17 protein-coding genes and 1 pseudogene are annotated in these 17,894 nt (G+C 59.3%); 9 read left to right on the top strand and 9 right to left on the bottom strand.

Features of this window, described 5'->3' with window-relative positions; translation table 11 throughout:
• Nucleotides 1-2: 2 nt before the first annotated feature.
• The 5 genes from OYW20_RS24075 (at nucleotide 3) to fdhA (ending at nucleotide 6,539) form a co-directional block, all read left to right on the top strand.
• Complete coding sequence (locus OYW20_RS24075; protein WP_268798360.1) at nucleotides 3-317, top strand: sarcosine oxidase subunit delta; 315 nt, start codon at nucleotides 3-5, stop codon at nucleotides 315-317.
• On the top strand, nucleotides 314-3,334 hold the full coding sequence (locus OYW20_RS24070; RefSeq protein ID WP_268798359.1) for a sarcosine oxidase subunit alpha: 3,021 nt from the start codon (nucleotides 314-316) through the stop codon (nucleotides 3,332-3,334). Before OYW20_RS24075 ends, OYW20_RS24070 begins: the two co-directional genes overlap by 4 nt.
• A 139-nt stretch (nucleotides 3,335-3,473) precedes the next feature.
• Nucleotides 3,474-4,106 carry a sarcosine oxidase subunit gamma gene (locus tag OYW20_RS24065; RefSeq protein ID WP_268798358.1) on the top strand — a complete coding sequence of 211 codons (633 nt, stop codon included), beginning with the start codon at nucleotides 3,474-3,476 and terminating at the stop codon, nucleotides 4,104-4,106.
• 224 nt (nucleotides 4,107-4,330) lie between these two features.
• Nucleotides 4,331-5,188 carry a formyltetrahydrofolate deformylase gene (gene purU / locus OYW20_RS24060; RefSeq protein ID WP_268798357.1) on the top strand — a complete coding sequence of 286 codons (858 nt, stop codon included), beginning with the start codon at nucleotides 4,331-4,333 and terminating at the stop codon, nucleotides 5,186-5,188.
• Nucleotides 5,189-5,339: 151 nt separating this feature from the next.
• The gene (gene fdhA / locus OYW20_RS24055; protein WP_268798356.1) at nucleotides 5,340-6,539 is read left to right on the top strand and encodes a formaldehyde dehydrogenase, glutathione-independent; all 1,200 of its coding nucleotides are present in this window, start codon (nucleotides 5,340-5,342) and stop codon (nucleotides 6,537-6,539) included.
• 43 nt (nucleotides 6,540-6,582) lie between these two features.
• On the opposite strand, the gene OYW20_RS24050 is transcribed toward fdhA, so the two are convergent.
• On the bottom strand, nucleotides 6,583-6,933 hold the full coding sequence (locus tag OYW20_RS24050; protein WP_268798355.1) for a hypothetical protein: 351 nt from the start codon (nucleotides 6,931-6,933) through the stop codon (nucleotides 6,583-6,585).
• A gap of 154 nt (nucleotides 6,934-7,087) precedes the next feature.
• On the opposite strand from OYW20_RS24050, the pseudogene OYW20_RS24045 reads away from it, so the two are divergent.
• Nucleotides 7,088-7,315 (top strand): annotated as a pseudogene (locus tag OYW20_RS24045) (formaldehyde dehydrogenase, glutathione-independent); the annotation flags it as partial.
• 187 nt (nucleotides 7,316-7,502) lie between these two features.
• Nucleotides 7,503-8,093 carry a DUF1190 domain-containing protein gene (locus tag OYW20_RS24040; protein WP_268798354.1) on the top strand — a complete coding sequence of 197 codons (591 nt, stop codon included), beginning with the start codon at nucleotides 7,503-7,505 and terminating at the stop codon, nucleotides 8,091-8,093.
• Between the two features lie 45 nt (nucleotides 8,094-8,138).
• Here the strand turns inward: OYW20_RS24040 and OYW20_RS24035 are convergent, their stop codons facing one another.
• The 3 genes from OYW20_RS24035 to OYW20_RS24025 all read right to left on the bottom strand — a co-directional run bounded on the left by OYW20_RS24035 (nucleotide 8,139) and on the right by OYW20_RS24025 (nucleotide 10,118).
• The gene (locus OYW20_RS24035) at nucleotides 8,139-8,813 is read right to left on the bottom strand and encodes an anti-sigma factor (protein WP_268798353.1); all 675 of its coding nucleotides are present in this window, start codon (nucleotides 8,811-8,813) and stop codon (nucleotides 8,139-8,141) included.
• On the bottom strand, nucleotides 8,810-9,448 hold the full coding sequence (locus tag OYW20_RS24030) for a sigma-70 family RNA polymerase sigma factor (RefSeq protein WP_408005437.1): 639 nt from the start codon (nucleotides 9,446-9,448) through the stop codon (nucleotides 8,810-8,812). Before OYW20_RS24030 ends, OYW20_RS24035 begins: the two co-directional genes overlap by 4 nt.
• A gap of 76 nt (nucleotides 9,449-9,524) precedes the next feature.
• Entirely contained in the window at nucleotides 9,525-10,118 is a 594-nt protein-coding gene (locus tag OYW20_RS24025) for a fasciclin domain-containing protein (protein WP_268798351.1), read from the bottom strand.
• Between the two features lie 203 nt (nucleotides 10,119-10,321).
• Here OYW20_RS24025 and OYW20_RS24020 point away from each other — a divergent pair, with 203 nt between their 5' ends.
• Nucleotides 10,322-10,900, top strand: a complete 579-nt coding sequence (locus OYW20_RS24020; protein ID WP_268798350.1) for a DUF2780 domain-containing protein — start codon at nucleotides 10,322-10,324, stop codon at nucleotides 10,898-10,900.
• A 143-nt stretch (nucleotides 10,901-11,043) separates the two neighbouring features.
• Here OYW20_RS24020 and OYW20_RS24015 read toward each other — a convergent pair whose 3' ends face one another.
• Nucleotides 11,044-11,952, bottom strand: coding sequence for an acyltransferase (locus OYW20_RS24015; protein WP_268798349.1), 909 nt, complete (start codon nucleotides 11,950-11,952; stop codon nucleotides 11,044-11,046).
• A gap of 193 nt (nucleotides 11,953-12,145) precedes the next feature.
• On the opposite strand from OYW20_RS24015, the gene rloA2 reads away from it, so the two are divergent.
• Nucleotides 12,146-12,646, top strand: coding sequence for a retropepsin-like aspartic peptidase RloA2 (gene rloA2 / locus OYW20_RS24010; RefSeq protein ID WP_268798348.1), 501 nt, complete (start codon nucleotides 12,146-12,148; stop codon nucleotides 12,644-12,646).
• A 37-nt stretch (nucleotides 12,647-12,683) separates the two neighbouring features.
• Here rloA2 and OYW20_RS24005 read toward each other — a convergent pair whose 3' ends face one another.
• The 4 genes from OYW20_RS24005 to OYW20_RS23990 form a co-directional block, all read right to left on the bottom strand.
• Entirely contained in the window at nucleotides 12,684-13,313 is a 630-nt protein-coding gene (locus OYW20_RS24005) for a glutathione S-transferase (RefSeq protein ID WP_268798347.1), read from the bottom strand.
• Nucleotides 13,314-13,419: 106 nt separating this feature from the next.
• Complete coding sequence (locus tag OYW20_RS24000) at nucleotides 13,420-14,733, bottom strand: MFS transporter (RefSeq protein WP_268798346.1); 1,314 nt, start codon at nucleotides 14,731-14,733, stop codon at nucleotides 13,420-13,422.
• A gap of 355 nt (nucleotides 14,734-15,088) precedes the next feature.
• Nucleotides 15,089-15,808, bottom strand: coding sequence for a 3'-5' exonuclease (locus tag OYW20_RS23995; protein ID WP_268798345.1), 720 nt, complete (start codon nucleotides 15,806-15,808; stop codon nucleotides 15,089-15,091).
• Nucleotides 15,809-15,820: 12 nt separating this feature from the next.
• The gene (locus OYW20_RS23990) at nucleotides 15,821-17,755 is read right to left on the bottom strand and encodes a putative nucleotidyltransferase substrate binding domain-containing protein (protein WP_268798344.1); all 1,935 of its coding nucleotides are present in this window, start codon (nucleotides 17,753-17,755) and stop codon (nucleotides 15,821-15,823) included.
• Nucleotides 17,756-17,894: the final 139 nt, after the last annotated feature.

Genomic DNA, 17,894 nt, shown 5'->3' with positions numbered 1-17,894 from the left:
CCATGCTGCACATCTTCTGTCCTCACTGTGGCGAGCTGCGCTCCGAAGAGGAATTCCACCCGTCAGGTCAGGCTCACATTCCGCGTCCGCTGGACCCGGCAGCCTGCACCGACGCCGAGTGGGGCGACTACATGTTCTTCCGCGACAACCCGCGCGGCCTGCACCACGAACTGTGGATTCACGCGGCCGGTTGCCGTCAGTACTTCAATGCCACGCGTGACACCGTGACCTACGAAATGCTCGAAACCTATCCGATTGGCACCAAGCCTCAGTTCGTGAATCAGGTTCCTGCTGTCGGCCGGGGAGACAAGGTATGAGCCAGAATAATCGACTGCCTCATGGCGGCCGTATCGACCGCAGCAAGGTGCTGAACTTCACGTTCAACGGCCAGGTTTACCAAGGCTTTGAAGGCGATACCCTGGCCGCAGCTTTGCTGGCCAACGGCGTCGACATCATCGGTCGCAGCTTCAAATATTCGCGCCCTCGCGGCATCTTCGCGGCAGGCTCCGAAGAGCCGAACGCGGTGCTGCAGATCGGCGCCACTGAAGCGACGCAGATCCCCAACGTGCGGGCGACCCAGCAAGCGCTGTATTCGGGGCTGGTTGCGTCGAGCACCAACGGCTGGCCGAGCGTCAACACCGACATGATGGGGATTCTCGGCAAAGTCGGCGGCAAGCTGATGCCGCCCGGTTTCTACTACAAAACGTTCATGTATCCGCAATCCTTCTGGATGACCTACGAGAAGTACATTCGTAAGGCCGCGGGTCTTGGTCGTTCGCCGACCGAGAATGATCCGGATTTCTACGACAACATGAACCAGCACTGCGACGTGCTGATCGTGGGCGCTGGGCCTGCCGGTCTGGCCGCTGCGCTGGCGGCTGCACGCAGCGGTGCCCGTGTGCTTTTGGCGGACGAGCAGGAAGAATTCGGCGGCAGTCTGTTGGACTCCCGCGAAAGCCTGGACGGCAAACCTGCCGCTGAATGGGTCGCCACCGCCGTTGCCGAGCTGGAAAGCCTGCCCAACGTGGTGCTGCTGCCCCGCGCCACCGTCAATGGCTATCACGACCATAACTTTCTGACCATTCACGAGCGTCTGACTGATCACCTGGGCGACCGCGCTCCGATTGGCCAGCTGCGTCAGCGCATGCACCGCGTTCGCGCCAAGCGCGTGGTGTTGGCGTCAGGTACTCACGAACGCCCGCTGGTCTACGGCAACAATGACGTGCCGGGCAACATGCTGGCAGGCGCGGTTTCGACCTACGTGCGTCGTTACGGCGTCGCACCGGGCAAAAAGCTGGTGCTGACCACCAACAACGACCATGCGTACCGCGTTGCGCTGGATTGGCTGGATGCCAGCCTGCAAGTGGTGGCGATTGCCGATGCACGTCATAACCCGCGTGGTGCGCTGGTTGAAGAAGCCCGCGCCAAAGGCATTCGTATCCTGACCGGCAGCGCTGTCACCGAAGCCCGCGGCAGCAAGCGCGTTACCGCGGCCCGCGTTTGCGCCATCGACGTCAAAGCACACAAAGTCACCAGCCCTGGCGAGTGGCTCGAGTGCGACCTGGTCGCCAGCTCCGGCGGCTACAGCCCCATCGTTCACTTGGCATCGCACTTGGGTGGCAAGCCGGTGTGGCGTGAAGACATCCTCGGTTTCGTCCCGGGTGAGGCACCGCAGAAACGCGTATGCGTCGGCGGTGTAAACGGTGTGTACGCGTTGGGCGATGCGCTGGCTGATGGTTTTGAAGGCGGTGTGCGCGCGGCCAGCGAAGCCGGTTTCAAAGTGGTCGAAGGCGTGCTGCCAAAAGCCCTGAGCCGTGTCGAAGAACCGACGCTGGCGTTGTTCCAAGTCCCCCACGACAAAGCCACTGCCCGTGCGCCGAAGCAATTCGTTGACCTGCAAAACGATGTCACCGCCGCCGCCATCGAACTGGCCACCCGCGAAGGCTTCGAGTCGGTCGAGCACGTCAAACGCTACACCGCACTGGGTTTCGGTACCGATCAGGGCAAGCTGGGCAACGTCAACGGTCTGGCCATTGCGGCCCGCTCGCTGAACGTGACCATCCCTGAGATGGGCACCACCATGTTCCGCCCCAACTACACGCCGGTGACCTTCGGCGCTATAGCGGGTCGTCACTGCGGCCACATTTTCGAGCCTGTGCGCTTCACTGCGCTGCACGCCTGGCATGTGCGCAACGGCGCTGAATTCGAAGACGTCGGTCAGTGGAAACGTCCGTGGTACTTCCCGAAAGCCGGTGAAGACATCCACGCCGCTGTCGCCCGTGAATGCAAAGCCGTCCGTGCAAGCGTCGGCCTGCTGGACGCATCGACCCTCGGCAAAATCGACATCCAGGGCCCGGATGCGCGGGAGTTCCTCAACCGCATCTACACCAACGCCTGGACCAAGCTCGATGTGGGCAAGGCGCGTTATGGCCTGATGTGCAAAGAAGACGGCATGGTGTTCGACGACGGCGTGACCGCCTGCGTCGCCGACAACCATTTCATCATGACCACCACCACGGGCGGCGCCGCTCGCGTGCTGCAGTGGCTGGAAATCTATCAACAGACCGAATGGCCGGACTTGAAGGTGTATTTCACCTCCGTGACCGACCATTACGCGACCATGACGTTGTCCGGTCCTAACAGCCGCAAGCTGCTGGCTGAAGTGACCGACATGGACCTGGGCCGTGAAGAGTTCCCGTTCATGACCTGGAAAGAAGGTCTGGTCGGTGGCGTACCAGCGCGGGTGTTCCGGATTTCGTTTACCGGTGAGCTTTCCTACGAAGTGAACGTCCAGGCCGACTACGCCATGGGCGTACTGGAAAAAATCATCGAAGCGGGCAAGAAGTACGACCTGACGCCCTACGGCACCGAAACCATGCACGTACTGCGGGCAGAGAAGGGTTTCATCATCGTCGGTCAGGACACCGATGGCTCGATGACCCCGGACGACCTGAACATGGGCTGGTGTGTCGGTCGCACCAAGCCGTTCTCGTGGATCGGTCAGCGCGGCATGAATCGCGAAGATTGCGTGCGTGACCAGCGCAAACAGTTGGTCGGCCTCAAGCCGATTGATCCGAACAAGTGGCTGCCGGAAGGCGCGCAGCTGGTGTTTGACCCTAAGCAGTCGATCCCGATGACCATGGTCGGCCACGTGACGTCGAGCTACGCGGCGAACTCGCTGGGTTATTCGTTCGCGATGGGTGTTGTGAAAGGCGGCCTGAAGCGTATGGGCGAGCGAGTGTTTTCACCGCAAGCGGATGGCAGCGTGATCGAAGCCGAAATCGTGTCTTCGGTGTTCTTCGATCCGAAGGGTGAGCAGCAGAACGTGGAGTGAGCTAGTCGGGCTGGTGATTTCTCTGTAGGAGCGAAATTGTTCGCGAAGCGTGCGTCCTGACACACCACGCCGTCTGTCTCGCCAACAAGTTGGCTCCTACAGAATCTGCGTTCACAACAGAATTCAACACAGGTGCTCTATGACCACAGCCAACGTTTACCCACAACGGCCAACGACCGGCGCCAAAGCCGAGTCACCGTTGTTTCACGCTGACCTCAACAGCCTGGTCGGCAAGGGCCGCGCCAATGCTGGCGTGACCATTCGCGAGAAAAAACTGCTGGGCCACCTGACCCTTCGTGGCGATGCCCACGACGCAGCCTTTGCCGCAGGTGTCCACAAAGCCTTGGGCATGGAATTGCCTGGCGCGCTGGCACTGGTTGTCAGCGGCGAAAGCTCGATTCAATGGCTTGGTCCGGATGAATGGCTGCTGATCGTGCCAAGCGGCGAAGAGGTCGCCGCCGAGCAGCAACTGCGTGAAGCGCTCATCGGCCTGCACATTGCCATCGTCAATGTCAGCGGGGGGCAATCGCTGCTGGAACTGACCGGCCCCAAGGTGCGTGAAGTGCTGATGAAGTCCACCAGCTACGACGTGCACCCAGATAACTTTCCGGTGGGCAAAGCGATTGGCACCGTGTTCGCCAAATCGCAGCTGGTGATCCGCCGCACGGGCGAAGAGACCTGGGAACTGGTCATCCGCCGCAGCTTCGCCGATTACTGGTGGCTGTGGTTGCAGGATGCGAGCGCTGAGTACGGCCTGGCGGTTGCTGCTTAAACAGATCTCGAATACACCTCTGACCGCTTCTGGCCGGAGGCCGTGGGAGCTTGGCTTGCCAGCGATCTGGCGCGAAGCGGCAGTAAACAGATGCATGCGTTCATCCTGCATGAATGAGTCGTCTGTATTTGTGACTGCTGCGCAGCCGATCGCGGGACAAACCACGCGCCTACGCCTTCGGCAGAGGCGATCTGCGCTAGCCAAGAAGACAGGAGCAACACCCAATGAGCCGCGCCCCCGACACATGGATTTTGACCGCTGATTGCCCGAGCATGCTGGGCACGGTGGATGCGGTGACGCGTTACCTGTTCGAACAAGGCTGCTACGTCACCGAGCACCATTCCTTCGATGATCGGCTCTCCAGCCGGTTTTTCATCCGCGTGGAATTTCGTCAGCCCGACGGCTTCGACGAGCAGGTTTTTCGCGCAGGTCTGACCGAGCGCGGTCAGGCCTTCGGTATGATTTTCGAGCTGACAGCGCCCAACTACCGCCCAAAAGTGGTGATCATGGTCTCCAAAGCCGATCACTGTCTCAACGACCTGCTCTACCGCCAGCGCATCAACCAGTTGTCCATGGACGTGGTCGCGGTGGTGTCCAATCACCCGGATCTGGAACCTTTGGCGCGCTGGCACGAAATTCCCTACTACCATTTCCCTCTCAACCCTAACGACAAGCCAGCGCAGGAAGCCAAGGTCTGGCAAGTGATCGAGGAATCGGGTGCTGAGTTGGTGGTGCTTGCGCGCTACATGCAGGTGCTGTCGCCGGACCTGTGTCGCAAGCTCGATGGCAAGGCGATCAACATTCATCACTCGCTGCTACCGGGCTTCAAGGGTGCCAAACCGTATCACCAGGCCTACAACAAAGGCGTAAAGCTGGTCGGCGCTACGGCGCATTACATCAACAATGATCTGGACGAAGGCCCGATCATCGCCCAAGGCGTGGAGGCTGTGGACCACAGCCACTACCCAGAAGACCTGATCGCCAAAGGGCGCGACATCGAAGGCCTGACACTGGCACGGGCGGTGGGGTATCACATTGAGCGGCGGGTTTTCTTGAACGCGAATCGAACAGTGGTTCTGTAGCTGCAAGCCATAAGCTGCAAGCTGCAAGAGGAAAAGCAAAACTCCGGCGACTTCGTAATGGCCGGACGACTCAGATCAGCGTTTTTAGCTTACGGCTCGAAGCTTGAAGCTAGCTCCACCTTCTACAACAACAAATCAAGAGGTGACAGGCATGTCTGGTAATCGTGGTGTGGTGTATCTCGGCGCTGGCAAGGTCGAAGTACAGAAAATCGACTATCCCAAAATGCAGGACCCGCGCGGCAAGAAGATCGAGCACGGCGTCATCCTGCGAGTAGTTTCCACCAACATCTGCGGCTCGGACCAGCACATGGTGCGCGGTCGCACGACCGCCCAGGTCGGCCTGGTGCTAGGTCACGAGATCACCGGCGAAGTGATCGAAATGGGCACCGGCGTCGAAAATCTCAAGATCGGCGATCTGGTTTCGGTGCCCTTCAACGTTGCGTGCGGCCTGTGCCGCTCGTGCAAAGAGCAGCACACCGGCGTTTGCCTGAGCGTCAATCCGGGGCGCCCGGGCGGCGCATACGGTTACGTCGACATGGGTGACTGGGTCGGCGGGCAGGCCGAATACGTGCTGGTGCCGTACGCCGACTTCAACCTGCTGAAACTGCCTGATCGCGACAAGGCCATGGAAAAGATCCGCGATTTAACCTGCCTTTCCGACATCCTGCCGACCGGTTACCACGGTGCGGTCACTGCGGGCGTTGGCCCCGGTAGCAGCGTTTACATTGCTGGCGCGGGCCCGGTCGGTCTGGCGGCCGCAGCATCGGCTCGCTTGCTGGGCGCTGCAGTCGTCATCGTCGGTGATGTTAATCCGGTGCGTCTGGCTCACGCCAAGGCTCAGGGTTTTGAAATCGCTGACCTGTCCACAGACACCCCGCTGCACGAACAGATTGCTGCGCTGCTCGGCGAGCCTGAAGTGGATTGCGCCGTCGACGCCGTGGGCTTTGAGGCACGCGGTCACGGGCATGACGGCGTCAAGGCCGAAGCGCCGGCAACAGTGCTCAACTCGCTGATGGGGGTGGTGCGTGTCGCGGGCAAGATCGGGATTCCGGGCCTCTACGTCACCGAAGATCCAGGTGCCGTCGATGCTGCAGCGAAAATGGGCAGCCTGAGCATTCGCTTCGGGCTGGGTTGGGCCAAGTCCCACAGCTTCCACACCGGTCAGACCCCAGTCATGAAATACAACCGCCAGCTCATGCAGGCGATCATGTGGGATCGCATCAACATCGCCGATGTCGTGGGTGTCGAAGTTATTACGCTCGATGACGCCCCGCGCGGGTACGGCGAGTTCGATGCCGGTGTGCCGAAGAAGTTTGTGATCGATCCGCACAAGCTGTTCAGCGCGGCGTAAGTGGAGTGCATCTTAAAAAGGGCGACCTTCCGGTCGCTCGTTATCATTTTTTCAGCGTCAGCTTTAGATAGGGTTCGGAGTTACCGATCTTTTTACCTCCGTACTCGCAAACTGTCTTGTCATCCATCTCCTTGACCGCGTCTGCTTTGAGCTCGTATTCGCGGTCCAGAAAGCTGTCTTTAGTCGCCAGAGTTTCCCCCTCCCATTGTTTGCCCGACGCCGAAGGAGCGGTGTATTGAAAACCCTCGTTGTAGGGGGCAGGAATATTCGGATCTGAACTCGTAAATTCCGATGCCTTGATATCCGCAACAGCCGGGCAAACGGTTAGGTCGGCGTACGCGTTGCCCACCATCAGAATTGCTGCGAGTGCCGTCCAGGCGATTTTGTTTCGCATGTTATGTATTCCCTTAGCTAAGTGGTGTGTTTTGGAGTTCTCATGTTGGGTGAGTGATGGAGTACTGCCAACTGACAGAAATGACAGTTTTAAAAAGATTTCGGAATGGCTTTTATCTCGATTGGCTATTGCGTTGATAGGCTCGGCAGGGGCAGGCCTGGGCCGGAAGAACTCTCATAGGCTCCACGCAGGCCATACTGCGCAGATGAAGTACAACCGCCAGTTGATGCAGGCCATCATGTGGGACCGTATCAAGATTGCCGACATTGTCGGCGTAGAAGTCATCAGCCTCGACGATGCACCGCGTGGTTACGCTGAGTTCGATGCCGGCGTACCGAACAAATTCGTGATTGATCCACACAAGTTGTTCAGCGCGGCTTGACGCGTCAGGCAGGACAGGAGCGCGATGGATGTCGCCCTTTTTTGTTGCTGTGTAAGTATCTAGAGCGGTAGCTGTAGGGTTTTTCCGTAAGTTTAAGTGGAATTTTTGACTTCTGTTTCACACCGTTTCGAGCTGTTTTTTGCTGTGTTATCTGTCCGGCCCGTTTTTTTCAGGCTGTGGGTAATACATGTTTGTTTGGACTGTAAAAACCTCGTTCCGATTGCTGACCGGCTTAGCGCTGGTTGCAGGCTTCACCCGCACGCTGGCGAGTGCTCAGTTGGAGCAAACACCACTGCGCTGGTTCTCCTCTACGGTTTTTTATGAAAGCGCGAATGCATGCGTATGGGCGGGTGTTTCTGCGGACATTTGCCAAACAGGGTATCGCTCAGCGTTTCGCCAGCACCTGCGGACAGCACCGATGTACCGCGACGAGCAGGAGTGCGAGGGCGATTTTTATCCCGACGAATGCTTTGCCGCCGGCGCTCGCGGGCTTTGGACCCCTTGGTTGTCAGGCTTTTCACTGACCCGTCGTGCCTCGCTGGACCCCGACTCACGGCCATCGACGACGCTGTATTTCAGCGAACCGCTGTACAGGGAGCGTGATGATCAAGGGGGTTCGCATCTGACGACATTGCTGGAGAAGTTGCGCGCCGGTCAGCACTTCGAGCACACCGTCAGCCGGCACTCAGAGATCAAGCCTGGTTCTGCGCTGAGTGATCTGCGCCTAAAGCGGGCATTCGAGCCGCAGCGGGTGTTTGAGTCCGCTGTGGCCTGGTAACGAGCCGGCACGGTTTTCGCGCATCGGCCCGCGACAACCCATGCCTCACAAACTCGCCAGTTTGCCTTGGTACAACACCGGCCCTGTCGGTTTGCCATCTGGCGAGCCGCCTTGCGGCTCCAGCGTGATCGCTAGCGTCGTCGGCGTGCCTATCAGCTTGCGCTGGTTCTCACTCAACTCCACGCGGCCCTTGCCGTTATCAGGAATTACCCCCAGTGAAACCGGCACGCCACCGGCCGGGATCGCCCACAGCTCAAGGCTGCGCCCGGACTCAACCGAGGCGACCGCGAGCGGTTCGACATTCAGGTAGCGGTCGTAGGCCTGAACGCTCAACGCCGGCTGCTGATTATTTGCCAACAGGGTCGCGTTGTAGCTAGCGGTGTCGCGGTTGTAGATCACACCCAGCAGCCCTGCCGCCGCCAGTGAGCAGGCGAGGGCGGTGATACGCAGCCAATTCCAGAAAGGCCGTTTCACGGGGACATGCAACTCTTGCGGATCGATACGCGCGACGATTCTTTGCCAGACGCGATCAGGCACGTCCTGGGCTTGCAGCGATGAGGTCAGCCCGACCAGCGATTCCTGCCACTGCGCGACTTCGCGCCGCAGCGACGGATCATCCAGTAACAGGCTTTCAAAACGTCGGCGTGCGGTGGAAGGCATCATGCCGATGGCGTAATCGGCGGCGAGCGCCCGGCGCAACTGTGGCTGTTGATAATTCATGATTCAAGGCACCTGCGCAGACGTTCCATGCCCCGGCGTATCCAGGATTTGACCGTGCCCAGCGGCGCGGCGAGTAGCGCGGTCAGCTCCCCATGGGAAGCGCCGTGGAAGTAGGCGGTAATGATCGACTGGCGTTGCATGTCTTCGAGTGTGTCGAGGCAGCGCTGCAACGCGTTGGCGTCACGGCTGCGCTCAAGCTGGGAAAGGGCGGACGGCGTCTCGTCCAGCAGCGCGTTGGCCTGCTCATCGGTCAGCGGTGCTTCCCGATGTTTGCGTAATTGATCGATGGCCTTGTTGCGGGTGATGCTGATCATCCAGGTCATGGGCGCCGAAAGGTTGGCGTCGTATTGCGAGGCGCTGTTCCAGATCCGCACGAAGGCTTCCTGCAGCACGTCTTCGGCCAGATCGCGTTGGCCCATGCAGCGCAACGCGACGGCGAACAATTGTCCTGAGACGTTGCGGTACAGGGTTTCGAAGGCGCGGCGGTTACCCAGTGAGCACTGAGCGAGCAGTTGCCTGAGTTCATCAGTGTCGACGGGCGAAATAGCAGTTCTCCAGCCAGAATACGAAGTGCGACAGCGCTGTTCGCGCAAGTAGTGGCAGATTAGTCCAGCTGGGGCCGTAGTTCCATTCACTCTTTTGTCGCTCTGTAAAAGAACCGAGGAGCCGACGCTCATCCTGCAGCGTCGGCAGCGTCGGCAGCGCCGGGCCTTAGCTTTTCGGCATCAAGACTTTGTCGATGACGTGGATGACGCCGTTGGACTGGGTCACGTCGTAGGTACTGATGTCCGCGATGCCGCCTTTTTCGTCCTTGATCACGATGTTGTGGGGGCCGTTCATCATCAGCGTCAGCTTGCCGCCGCTCACTGTCGTCAATTCGGTCTTGCCACCACCGGCTTTGATACGCTTGCTCAGTTCCATCATGTCCAGATTCCCGGCGACCACGTGGTAGGTCAGGACTTTGGTCAGCGTGGCTTTGTTCTCAGGCTTTAGCAGGGTGTCAACGGTGCCAGCCGGCAGAGCGGCGAATGCGGCGTTTACCGGAGCGAACACAGTGAATGGGCCTTTGCCTTTGAGCGTATCGACCAGACCTGCGGCTTTGACGGCGGCTACCAGCGTGGTGTGATCAGCTGAGTTGACCGCGTTGTCGACAATGGTTTTGGTCGGCGACATGCTTTGCCCGCCCACCATGACATCCTGATGCATCATGTCGGCGGCCTGCACACTGCTGATCGCCAAAGAAGTGGATAACGCCAGCGTCAGCAAACTTGCGATCAGTGGAGCTTTAATCGAATTGCGCTTCATGGTGATGATCCTGTTTTTGTCGGAGAGAAAATCTGTCCGTGCAAGGGATACGCACCCGGGCCTGAAGTAGATGCAGCAATGACGAATATATTTGCGTTAAGCAGCCAGACGGTCGCCCCGTGGCGTTGGAACTTCCTTCCGGGCGATGGTCCAACGCGTGTTTAGCCGGCTTCGCCGGATATCTAGCCAACGAGGTTGCTTCAATGAACGTTTCGATGAAGGTTTTGCGCAAGAACACACGCGGTGCTGCAGTGGCGACGCTCTTGGCGCTGGCCGCCAGCCCCGCGTTTGCCTTTAACCTCAACGACGCAGCGAACGCTGTCTCGAATGCCACTGGTGGCAATCAGAAAGCCACCGCAGCGCCAGAAGCGGCTGGTTTGCTGAATACGCTGGGCACGCAACTCAATGTCACGCCGCAACAGGCCGTGGGGGGAACCGGGGCCCTGTTGGGTCTGGCGAAGAACAAGCTGGCCGGTAACGACTACTCGCAGCTGAGCAAGTCGGTACCGGGCCTTGACCAACTGGCGGGTAACTCAGCGCTGGGCAGTCTCGGTGGTCTGGGCGCTTTGTTGGGCGACTCGAGTGGCAGCAAATCCGCAGTCGATAGCGCCTTGGGTAACGTGCAGAACATGGGCGACGTGAACTCGGCGTTCAAAGCGCTGGGCATGGACAGCGGCATGGTCAGCCAGTTTGTGCCGGTGATCCTGCAATATCTCGGTCAGCAAGGCGCAGGCGGTTCAGCGCTGCAAAGCCTGGCGGGCGTCTGGGGCGCTGGTAGCTGAATCAACAACCGAGCCTCAGTCGACGCAATTCCAACGAGCCACGCACATCCATGCAGGAGTTGACGAGCTTTAGCGAGGCCGCGATGCGATAGGTCAGATGTACCGCGTCTACCGCATCGCAGCCTTCATCAGCTCGTCAGCGCCTACAGGGGATCGCGCTGTATTCCCTGAATTTCGCTGCGTAACTCAACGATTTTGGCGTTCTTTTCCAGCCACAGCTGATTGACCCAGGCCTGCACCTTCTCGCGAAACACCGGATCGTTTTCGTAGTCCCCCTGCCACAAGGCGGGGTCGAGGTCGCGGGTCTGGATGTCGATGATCACGCGCGGTACGCGCCCGCAAATCAAGTCCCAAAATCCTGGAATCCTTGAACCCGGATACACCACGGTCACGTCCAGAATCGCGTCGAGCTGCTCGCCCATTGCCGCCAGTACAAACGCCACGCCGCCGGCCTTGGGCTTGAGCAAATGTGTGTAGGGCGGAACCTGCGCGGCGCTTTTTGCCTCGGTAAACCGTGTGCCTTCCAGGTAATTGACCACCGTCACCGGCTGGCGCTTGAACAGCTCGCACGCCGATTTGGTGATCTCCAGGTCCTGGCCTTTAAGCTCGGGATGGCGGGCGAGAAACGCCTTGGTGTAGCGCTTCATGAACGGATAATCCAGCGCCCACCAGGCAAGGCCCAGAAACGGCACCCAGATCAGTTCTTTCTTGAGGAAGAATTTGAAAAACGGCGTGCGCCGGTTGAGCGTCTGCACCAGCGCTGGAATATCGACCCACGATTGATGATTGCTGATCACCAGATAAGAGGTGTCGTCGCGCAGGCCGTCGTTACCACGAATGTCCCATTGCGTCGGGATGCACAGCCGAAAAATCAGCTTGTCGATCTCGGCCCAGGTTTCAGCGATCCACATGACGGCCCACGAACAGCGATCACGCATCTCGCCCTGGAACACCAGTTTAAGCAGCGCAAAGACCATCAACGGCCCGAACAGCACCAAGGTGTTGAGCAGCAACAACAGCGTGACGAGAAGACCGGTTAGCAGGTGACGCATAGAACGACTCGTGGTGGATAAAGTGCAGGCAATGATAAGCAGCAATGGGCGCGCCGCCAAATCCGGCGGTCGATCACGAATGTTTCACCCCCGCACACCTACACTGCGGATCTATCTGGTGATCGAACGATGAACGACATCGCGGTCTAAAACCGGGCGCACTCCCGGTCCACCCCTTCGAGGAACCTGTTACGTGAAATCACTTCTGGCGCTTTTGTCACTGTTGGCGTTGCCGGTCATGGCAGCTAAACCCACGTTGTATGGCCGTTATGAATACATTCAGGTCTCCGAGTTTGGCGAGACCTTCAAAGCCAAGATGGACACCGGCGCCCTGACCGCATCCCTGTCGGCCAAGGACATCGAACTGTTCAAGCGCGATGGCGAAGACTGGGTACGTTTTCGCCTGGCGACCAAGGACGCCGATAACAAGGTTTACGAGCATAAGGTTTCGCGTATCAGCCGCATCAAGGGTCGCTCCGAAGGCGACGAGGACGATGAGCCGGCCGACGCGACGAAACGTCCGGTGGTGGACCTGGAACTCTGCCTGGGCGACGTCAAGCGCACGGTCGAGGTCAACCTCGTCGACCGCAGCCACTTCAACTATCCACTCCTGATCGGCGCCAAGGCGTTGCGCGAGTTCGGCGCGGCGGTCAATCCGGCGCGGCGCTACACCGCGGATAAACCCGACTGCTGATTGACGCCGGGCCTGCATCCCGGATATCCGGGATCGCTCAAGCCGGCGGTTGGGTCTCGATCATCGACGGACGCTGGCTGACTTCGTAATACCAGGCGGCCAGTCGCGGGTAGCTGCTGCGCCAGTTGAGGTCTGGCTGACGAAAGTCCAGATAACCCAGCGCGGCGGCCACGCTGATGGACGCGATGTCAAAGTTTGAGCTCAGTTCCGTGACCGCTTCCTGTTCAAAATAGAGCAGGGAGCGCGTGATTTTTTCCTGTTGATTGTCGAGCCACTCCCGCCATTGCTTTTCCGCGGGGCGCAGAAAGGTCTCATAACGGATTAACAACGCCGCATCCAGTAGCGCATCGGCCAGCGACGCCAGCGTCAGACGCCTCCAGCGGGCAGAGCCCTCGCGGGGAATGAGGGCGTTACCGACATGCTGGTGATCGAGGTAGTCGAGGATCACACGGCTGTCGTGCAACACGTTGCCATCGGCCAGGCGAAGTGCCGGGAGCTTGCCCGCTGGGTTTTCCTGAATCAGCTCGTTGTCGGGGCTGACGGGCGTGGGGCTGACAGCCTTGAGGCTCACGCGGCTGGTCTGTTCGGTCTCGTGAAGCAGCACCAGCACTTTGCGCGCGAAAGGTGAAGCCGAGTTGTAGTACAGCGTCATGCTCGTGGCGGACATGGACATTCCTCTAGGCAGGCAGCTCAGTAGACTATTCAGCGCAGGAACAGACCGCAATAGGACGTTCAGCGTGTTCGGGCCGACATCGCCGGCCCGAACCTGCGGATCAAGTGGTTGGCAAACCCTCGGCGGTTGCAGGGGCCGAGCCGCTTGCGGAGGCCACATCCAACGGTGTCACCAGCGGCCTGGGAACGAACCAGATGATCAGGGCCGCGACGATATCGAACGCCGCAAGCGCCACGAACAGAGGGCTGTAGCCGACTTTTGTGACCATGATCCCGAGCACGAGGGTGAAGATGGCCGCGCCAAGGAAACCGCACATGCCGCCGAGCCCGGTTGCGGTGCCGACTTCGTTCTTGCCGAAAGAGTCCGAGGTGATCGAGTACAGCGCGCCCGACAGTGTCTGGTGCGCGAAACCGCCCACGCACAGCAGCGCAATAGCCATATAAGGGCTGTCCACCAGGCCAATGCAGCCCGGCCCGATCATGCACAAGGAACCCAGCACCATGACCATTTTGCGTGAGGTCAGCAGGGAGACTTTGAAGTGCTTGTGAAACAGCGGGCTGAGATAGCCGCCCAGCACGCAGCCGATGTCTGCCGCCAGAAACGGCAGCCAGGCGAACATCGCGATTTCCTTGATGTTCATGTGCCGTTCGGTCATCAGGTACAGCGGAATCCAGGCATTGAAGGTCTGCCAGGCAGGCTCCGACAACATGCGCGCCGAAGCGATGGCGTAAAAGTTGCGGGTGCCGACGATTTTCTTCCAGCTGGCGCGCTCGGTGGGTGCGTCCTTGAGGTGGTTTTCCTGGCCGGCAAGGATGTAATCACGTTCGTCATCGCCCAGCAGGCGTTGATTGAGAGGGTGTTTGTACAACAGCAGCCACGAGGCGCTCCACAGCAAGCCCAACACGCCGACGATGATGAACGCTACTTGCCAGCCGTTGTGCAGGATCGCCCATACCACCAGCGGTGGCGCGAGCAGCGCACCAATGGACGATCCGATGTTGAACCAGCCAATGGCAACCGAGCGCTCTTTAGCCGGGAACCACTCGGTGGTGGCCTTGATGGCAGCGGGAAAGCCAGCGGCCTCGGTGATACCCAGCAAACTGCGCAGAAACGCCAGGCTCTGCCAGCCGGTTGCCATCGCCGCAGAGGCACAGGCCACAGACCAGGCCACGGCAAAAATCGCGAAGCCGATCTTGGTGCCAATGGCGTCAATCACATAGCCAGCCACCGGCTGCATGAAGGCGTAGCCCATCTGCCAGGCGATGACGACGTGCGAGTACTGCTCTGTGGATATGTTGAGCTCGGCCATCATGGTCGGGGCTGCAACGGAGAGAGTATTGCGAGCGAGGTAGTTGACGATCAGGCCGCCCGTAATCAGCGCGACCATCCACCAACGGATGCCTTTGATTTTCATCGAATCCACTCATTTGTATTGTTGTTATAGGCGGCGATCGTTATACGTCGTCGTACGACTAGATTTAGGCAAACTCACGTTTTATTGTCAATTGAAATAGGTGTGTTGGTTGATTGTATTTCTGTATGTAACTGGCGTGTGACCCGATTGGTTCGGTCACGAACGGAATTTGTTAATCGAAGTGAATGCGTAGGAGTCGTCCTGTCGCCAAGGCGCCGGGTTGTCGCGCAGCAAACTGGGGCTGCGCAGCAGTCCTCAAATCAGAGCCCCAGGTTTACCTGACACACCGCAGTCCCAGGAATCGCTGCCGGGCAGCAGCCGTGATATTTACTGACGGACTTAAGAGTCAACCCGCTCAAAACGAATGCGATTTCTGGCGTCTGCGCCACTGGCTCAGGCTTTGCTCCAAGTGGGCGGGGCTGTCGATACCCTGGCGGCGGGCATGGCTGAACAGGATCAGTCCCAGCTCGGCAGTGACCAGTGCATCGGCGCTGGCGTGATGACGTTCCTCGGCGTGCAGCCCGAAAAATCCTGTCCAGTCATCCAGCCCGGCCTGGCGAAAACTTGCCTGTGGACACAGCATCGGCGCCATTTCAGCCGCGTCGAAAAAATGATGCTGCAAGCGATACCCCAGGCTCTCTTTGAGCGCGCGGCCAATCATGTGCTGATCGAACGGCGCATGAAACGCTAGCACCGGGCTGTCCCCCAAAAACTCCATGAAGTCGAGCAGCGCCTCCACCGGCTCGGCACCGGCCGCAATCGCGCTGGGCCCCAACCCATGAATCAGTACGCTGGGACTGAGCTTGTGATCGGTACGCAACAACGTTCGCTCGAACTGCTGACCCAGATCAATCGCGCCGTCTTCAATTATCACCGCGCCGATGGACAGCACTTCATCGCGGTTCATGTTCAGGCCACTGGTCTCAAGGTCCAGCACCACCCAGCGCTGAGCACGCAGCGGATGTTCGTCAAGCGACGTACTGTGCGGCAATTGGCCCAGGCGTTCTGCCTGTATCGATGTCAGCGCCGTGGGTTGCGTACGTTTGGGTGGCTTTAGCCATTCGAACAAATTCATCGGGTCTGGAATTCACAGTTGATAACGCAAGGTCAGGCTGGTTTGCAGGCGCTGTGCCTGGCGAAATGATTCGCGCAGAATTCGCCGATCCAGATGGTTGAGCACATCCGGATCGATGCGGTTGGAGTACGGCAAATGTTGTCGGCTCTGCTGCTGGTGTTGCTGCATGCGCGTCTGCTGAATGAAATGGTAGGCCTCTTCATACGCTGCCCCGTCCAGAGGCTCGATAACTTCTCGGGCGACCAGTTGGCGCAGGCGCTCCAGCGTATTGTTGGCGCTGATCCCGTTGGCTAGCGCGAGCAGTCGCGCACCATCGACAAACGGCGTCAGGCCCTGTGTCTTCAAGTCCAGCGTGTCCTTTTCGCTGCCCTTGCGGGCGACCACGAAATCCTTGAAGCGGCCCACCGGCGGGCGCTGGCGCAATGCGTTGTCGGCCATCATCCGCTGGAAGAGTTTGTTGTCGGCCACCTGATCCAGAATGCTGGAGCGCAGTTGCTCGCCGCCGCTTTCATCGCCCCAGACCACGCGCAAGTCGAAATAGATGCTGGAGGACAGCAGGTTCTCGGGCGTGGCCTCCCGGATGAATGAGCTGAACCGCCGCGCCCATTCAATGCGCGATAAACACAACTCGGGATTGCTCGCCATGATCCCGCCCTTGCACAGCGCAAAACCGCACAGTGCCAGCCCTTGATTGATGCGTTCGGCAATGGGCAAGAGACGGCCGCGTATCTGCGCGGCCTCGGCCCCATCCTTGGCTTCGAACAGAATCCCGTTGTCCTGATCGGTATACAGCGTTTGCTCCCGCCGCCCCTCGCTGCCAAAGCACAGCCACGTAAACGGGATGCCAGGATCGCCTTTTTCCTCCAGCGTCAGCTCGATGACCCGGCAGACCATATGGTCGTTGAGCAGGGTGATGATCTGTGTGATCTGGGTCGACGACGCCCCGTGGGCAAGCATGCGATCCACCAGTTGCACGATGTCGCCACGCATATTGCCCAGCGCATCGATGCGTGGCGCAGTGCGAATGGTCCGCGCCAGATGCACCAGATCCACGCGCTGTAGCGAAAACAGATCTCGCTCCGAGACCACGCCGCACAGGCGCTGATCCTTGACCAGGCAAACGTGGGCGATATGCCGCTCGGTCATGGCGATGGCTGCGTCAAAGGCGCTGGCGTCGGGGCTCAGGTAGAACGGCGCCTGAATCATGCTGCGCTCGATGGGTTGACCGAAATCGGCATCGACGTCCGCCACCACCTGACGCAGGTCGCGCAGGGTAAATATCCCCAGCGGCGCCTTGTCCTGGTCGACGATGACGATGCTGCCCACTTGCTGCTCATCCATCAGCCTGACCGCTTCTCGCAACGGCATTTCAGGGCCGCAGGTGACCGGATGACGCATCGCCAATTCGCCCAGACGCGTGTTCAATGAATACTGTGTGCCGAGAGTTTCGACAGCCTTCTGCTTTACTTCTCTATTGACCTGATCGAGCAGGCTGCTTACCCCGCGCAGGGAGAAATCCCTGAACGGGCTGGAGAGTGCAAACAGCTTGATGAACGCCTGCTTGTTGAGTTGCAGGCAGAAGGTGTCTTCCGCAGCCAGGTGCTCGGTGCGCGTTGCCCGCTCACCCAGCAAAGCGGCCAGCGGAAAGCATTCGCCAGTGGTGATTTCGAACGTGGTCTCGGTTCCACCTTTGGCAGAATGTGGTCGCTCGCCGACCACCCGGCCTTGCTTGACGATATAAAAATGTTCTACTGGCCCATCGCCAGTCTTGATGATGCTCTCGTCGGTAGCGTAGAAACGCAGCTGGCACTGTTCTACCAGATACGCCAGATGGGCATTTTCCATTTGATTAAAGGGGGGGAATTTCTGCAGGAACTGCATCGTGCCGTGGATGTTTTGCAACACGGCCGTCTTTCCTGCCTGGGTGAACGCGTCCGCTTTGCTCATGACTCACACCGCTTGTTTTTATGAGGTCCATGGTCGGCCGCTTAGCGGGCAGTGCCCATTGGACGTAAGTATTAGGTGCTGAAAGAGCGGTTTTAGGGTGTAGTTTGGTAAGAAAGTGGGAGGCGGGTGGCATGAGGCA

Source organism: Pseudomonas sp. BSw22131 (assembly GCF_026810445.1).
GTDB classification, from domain to species: domain Bacteria; phylum Pseudomonadota; class Gammaproteobacteria; order Pseudomonadales; family Pseudomonadaceae; genus Aquipseudomonas; species Aquipseudomonas huanghezhanensis.
This window is presented reverse-complemented; position numbering and strand designations above follow the sequence as displayed.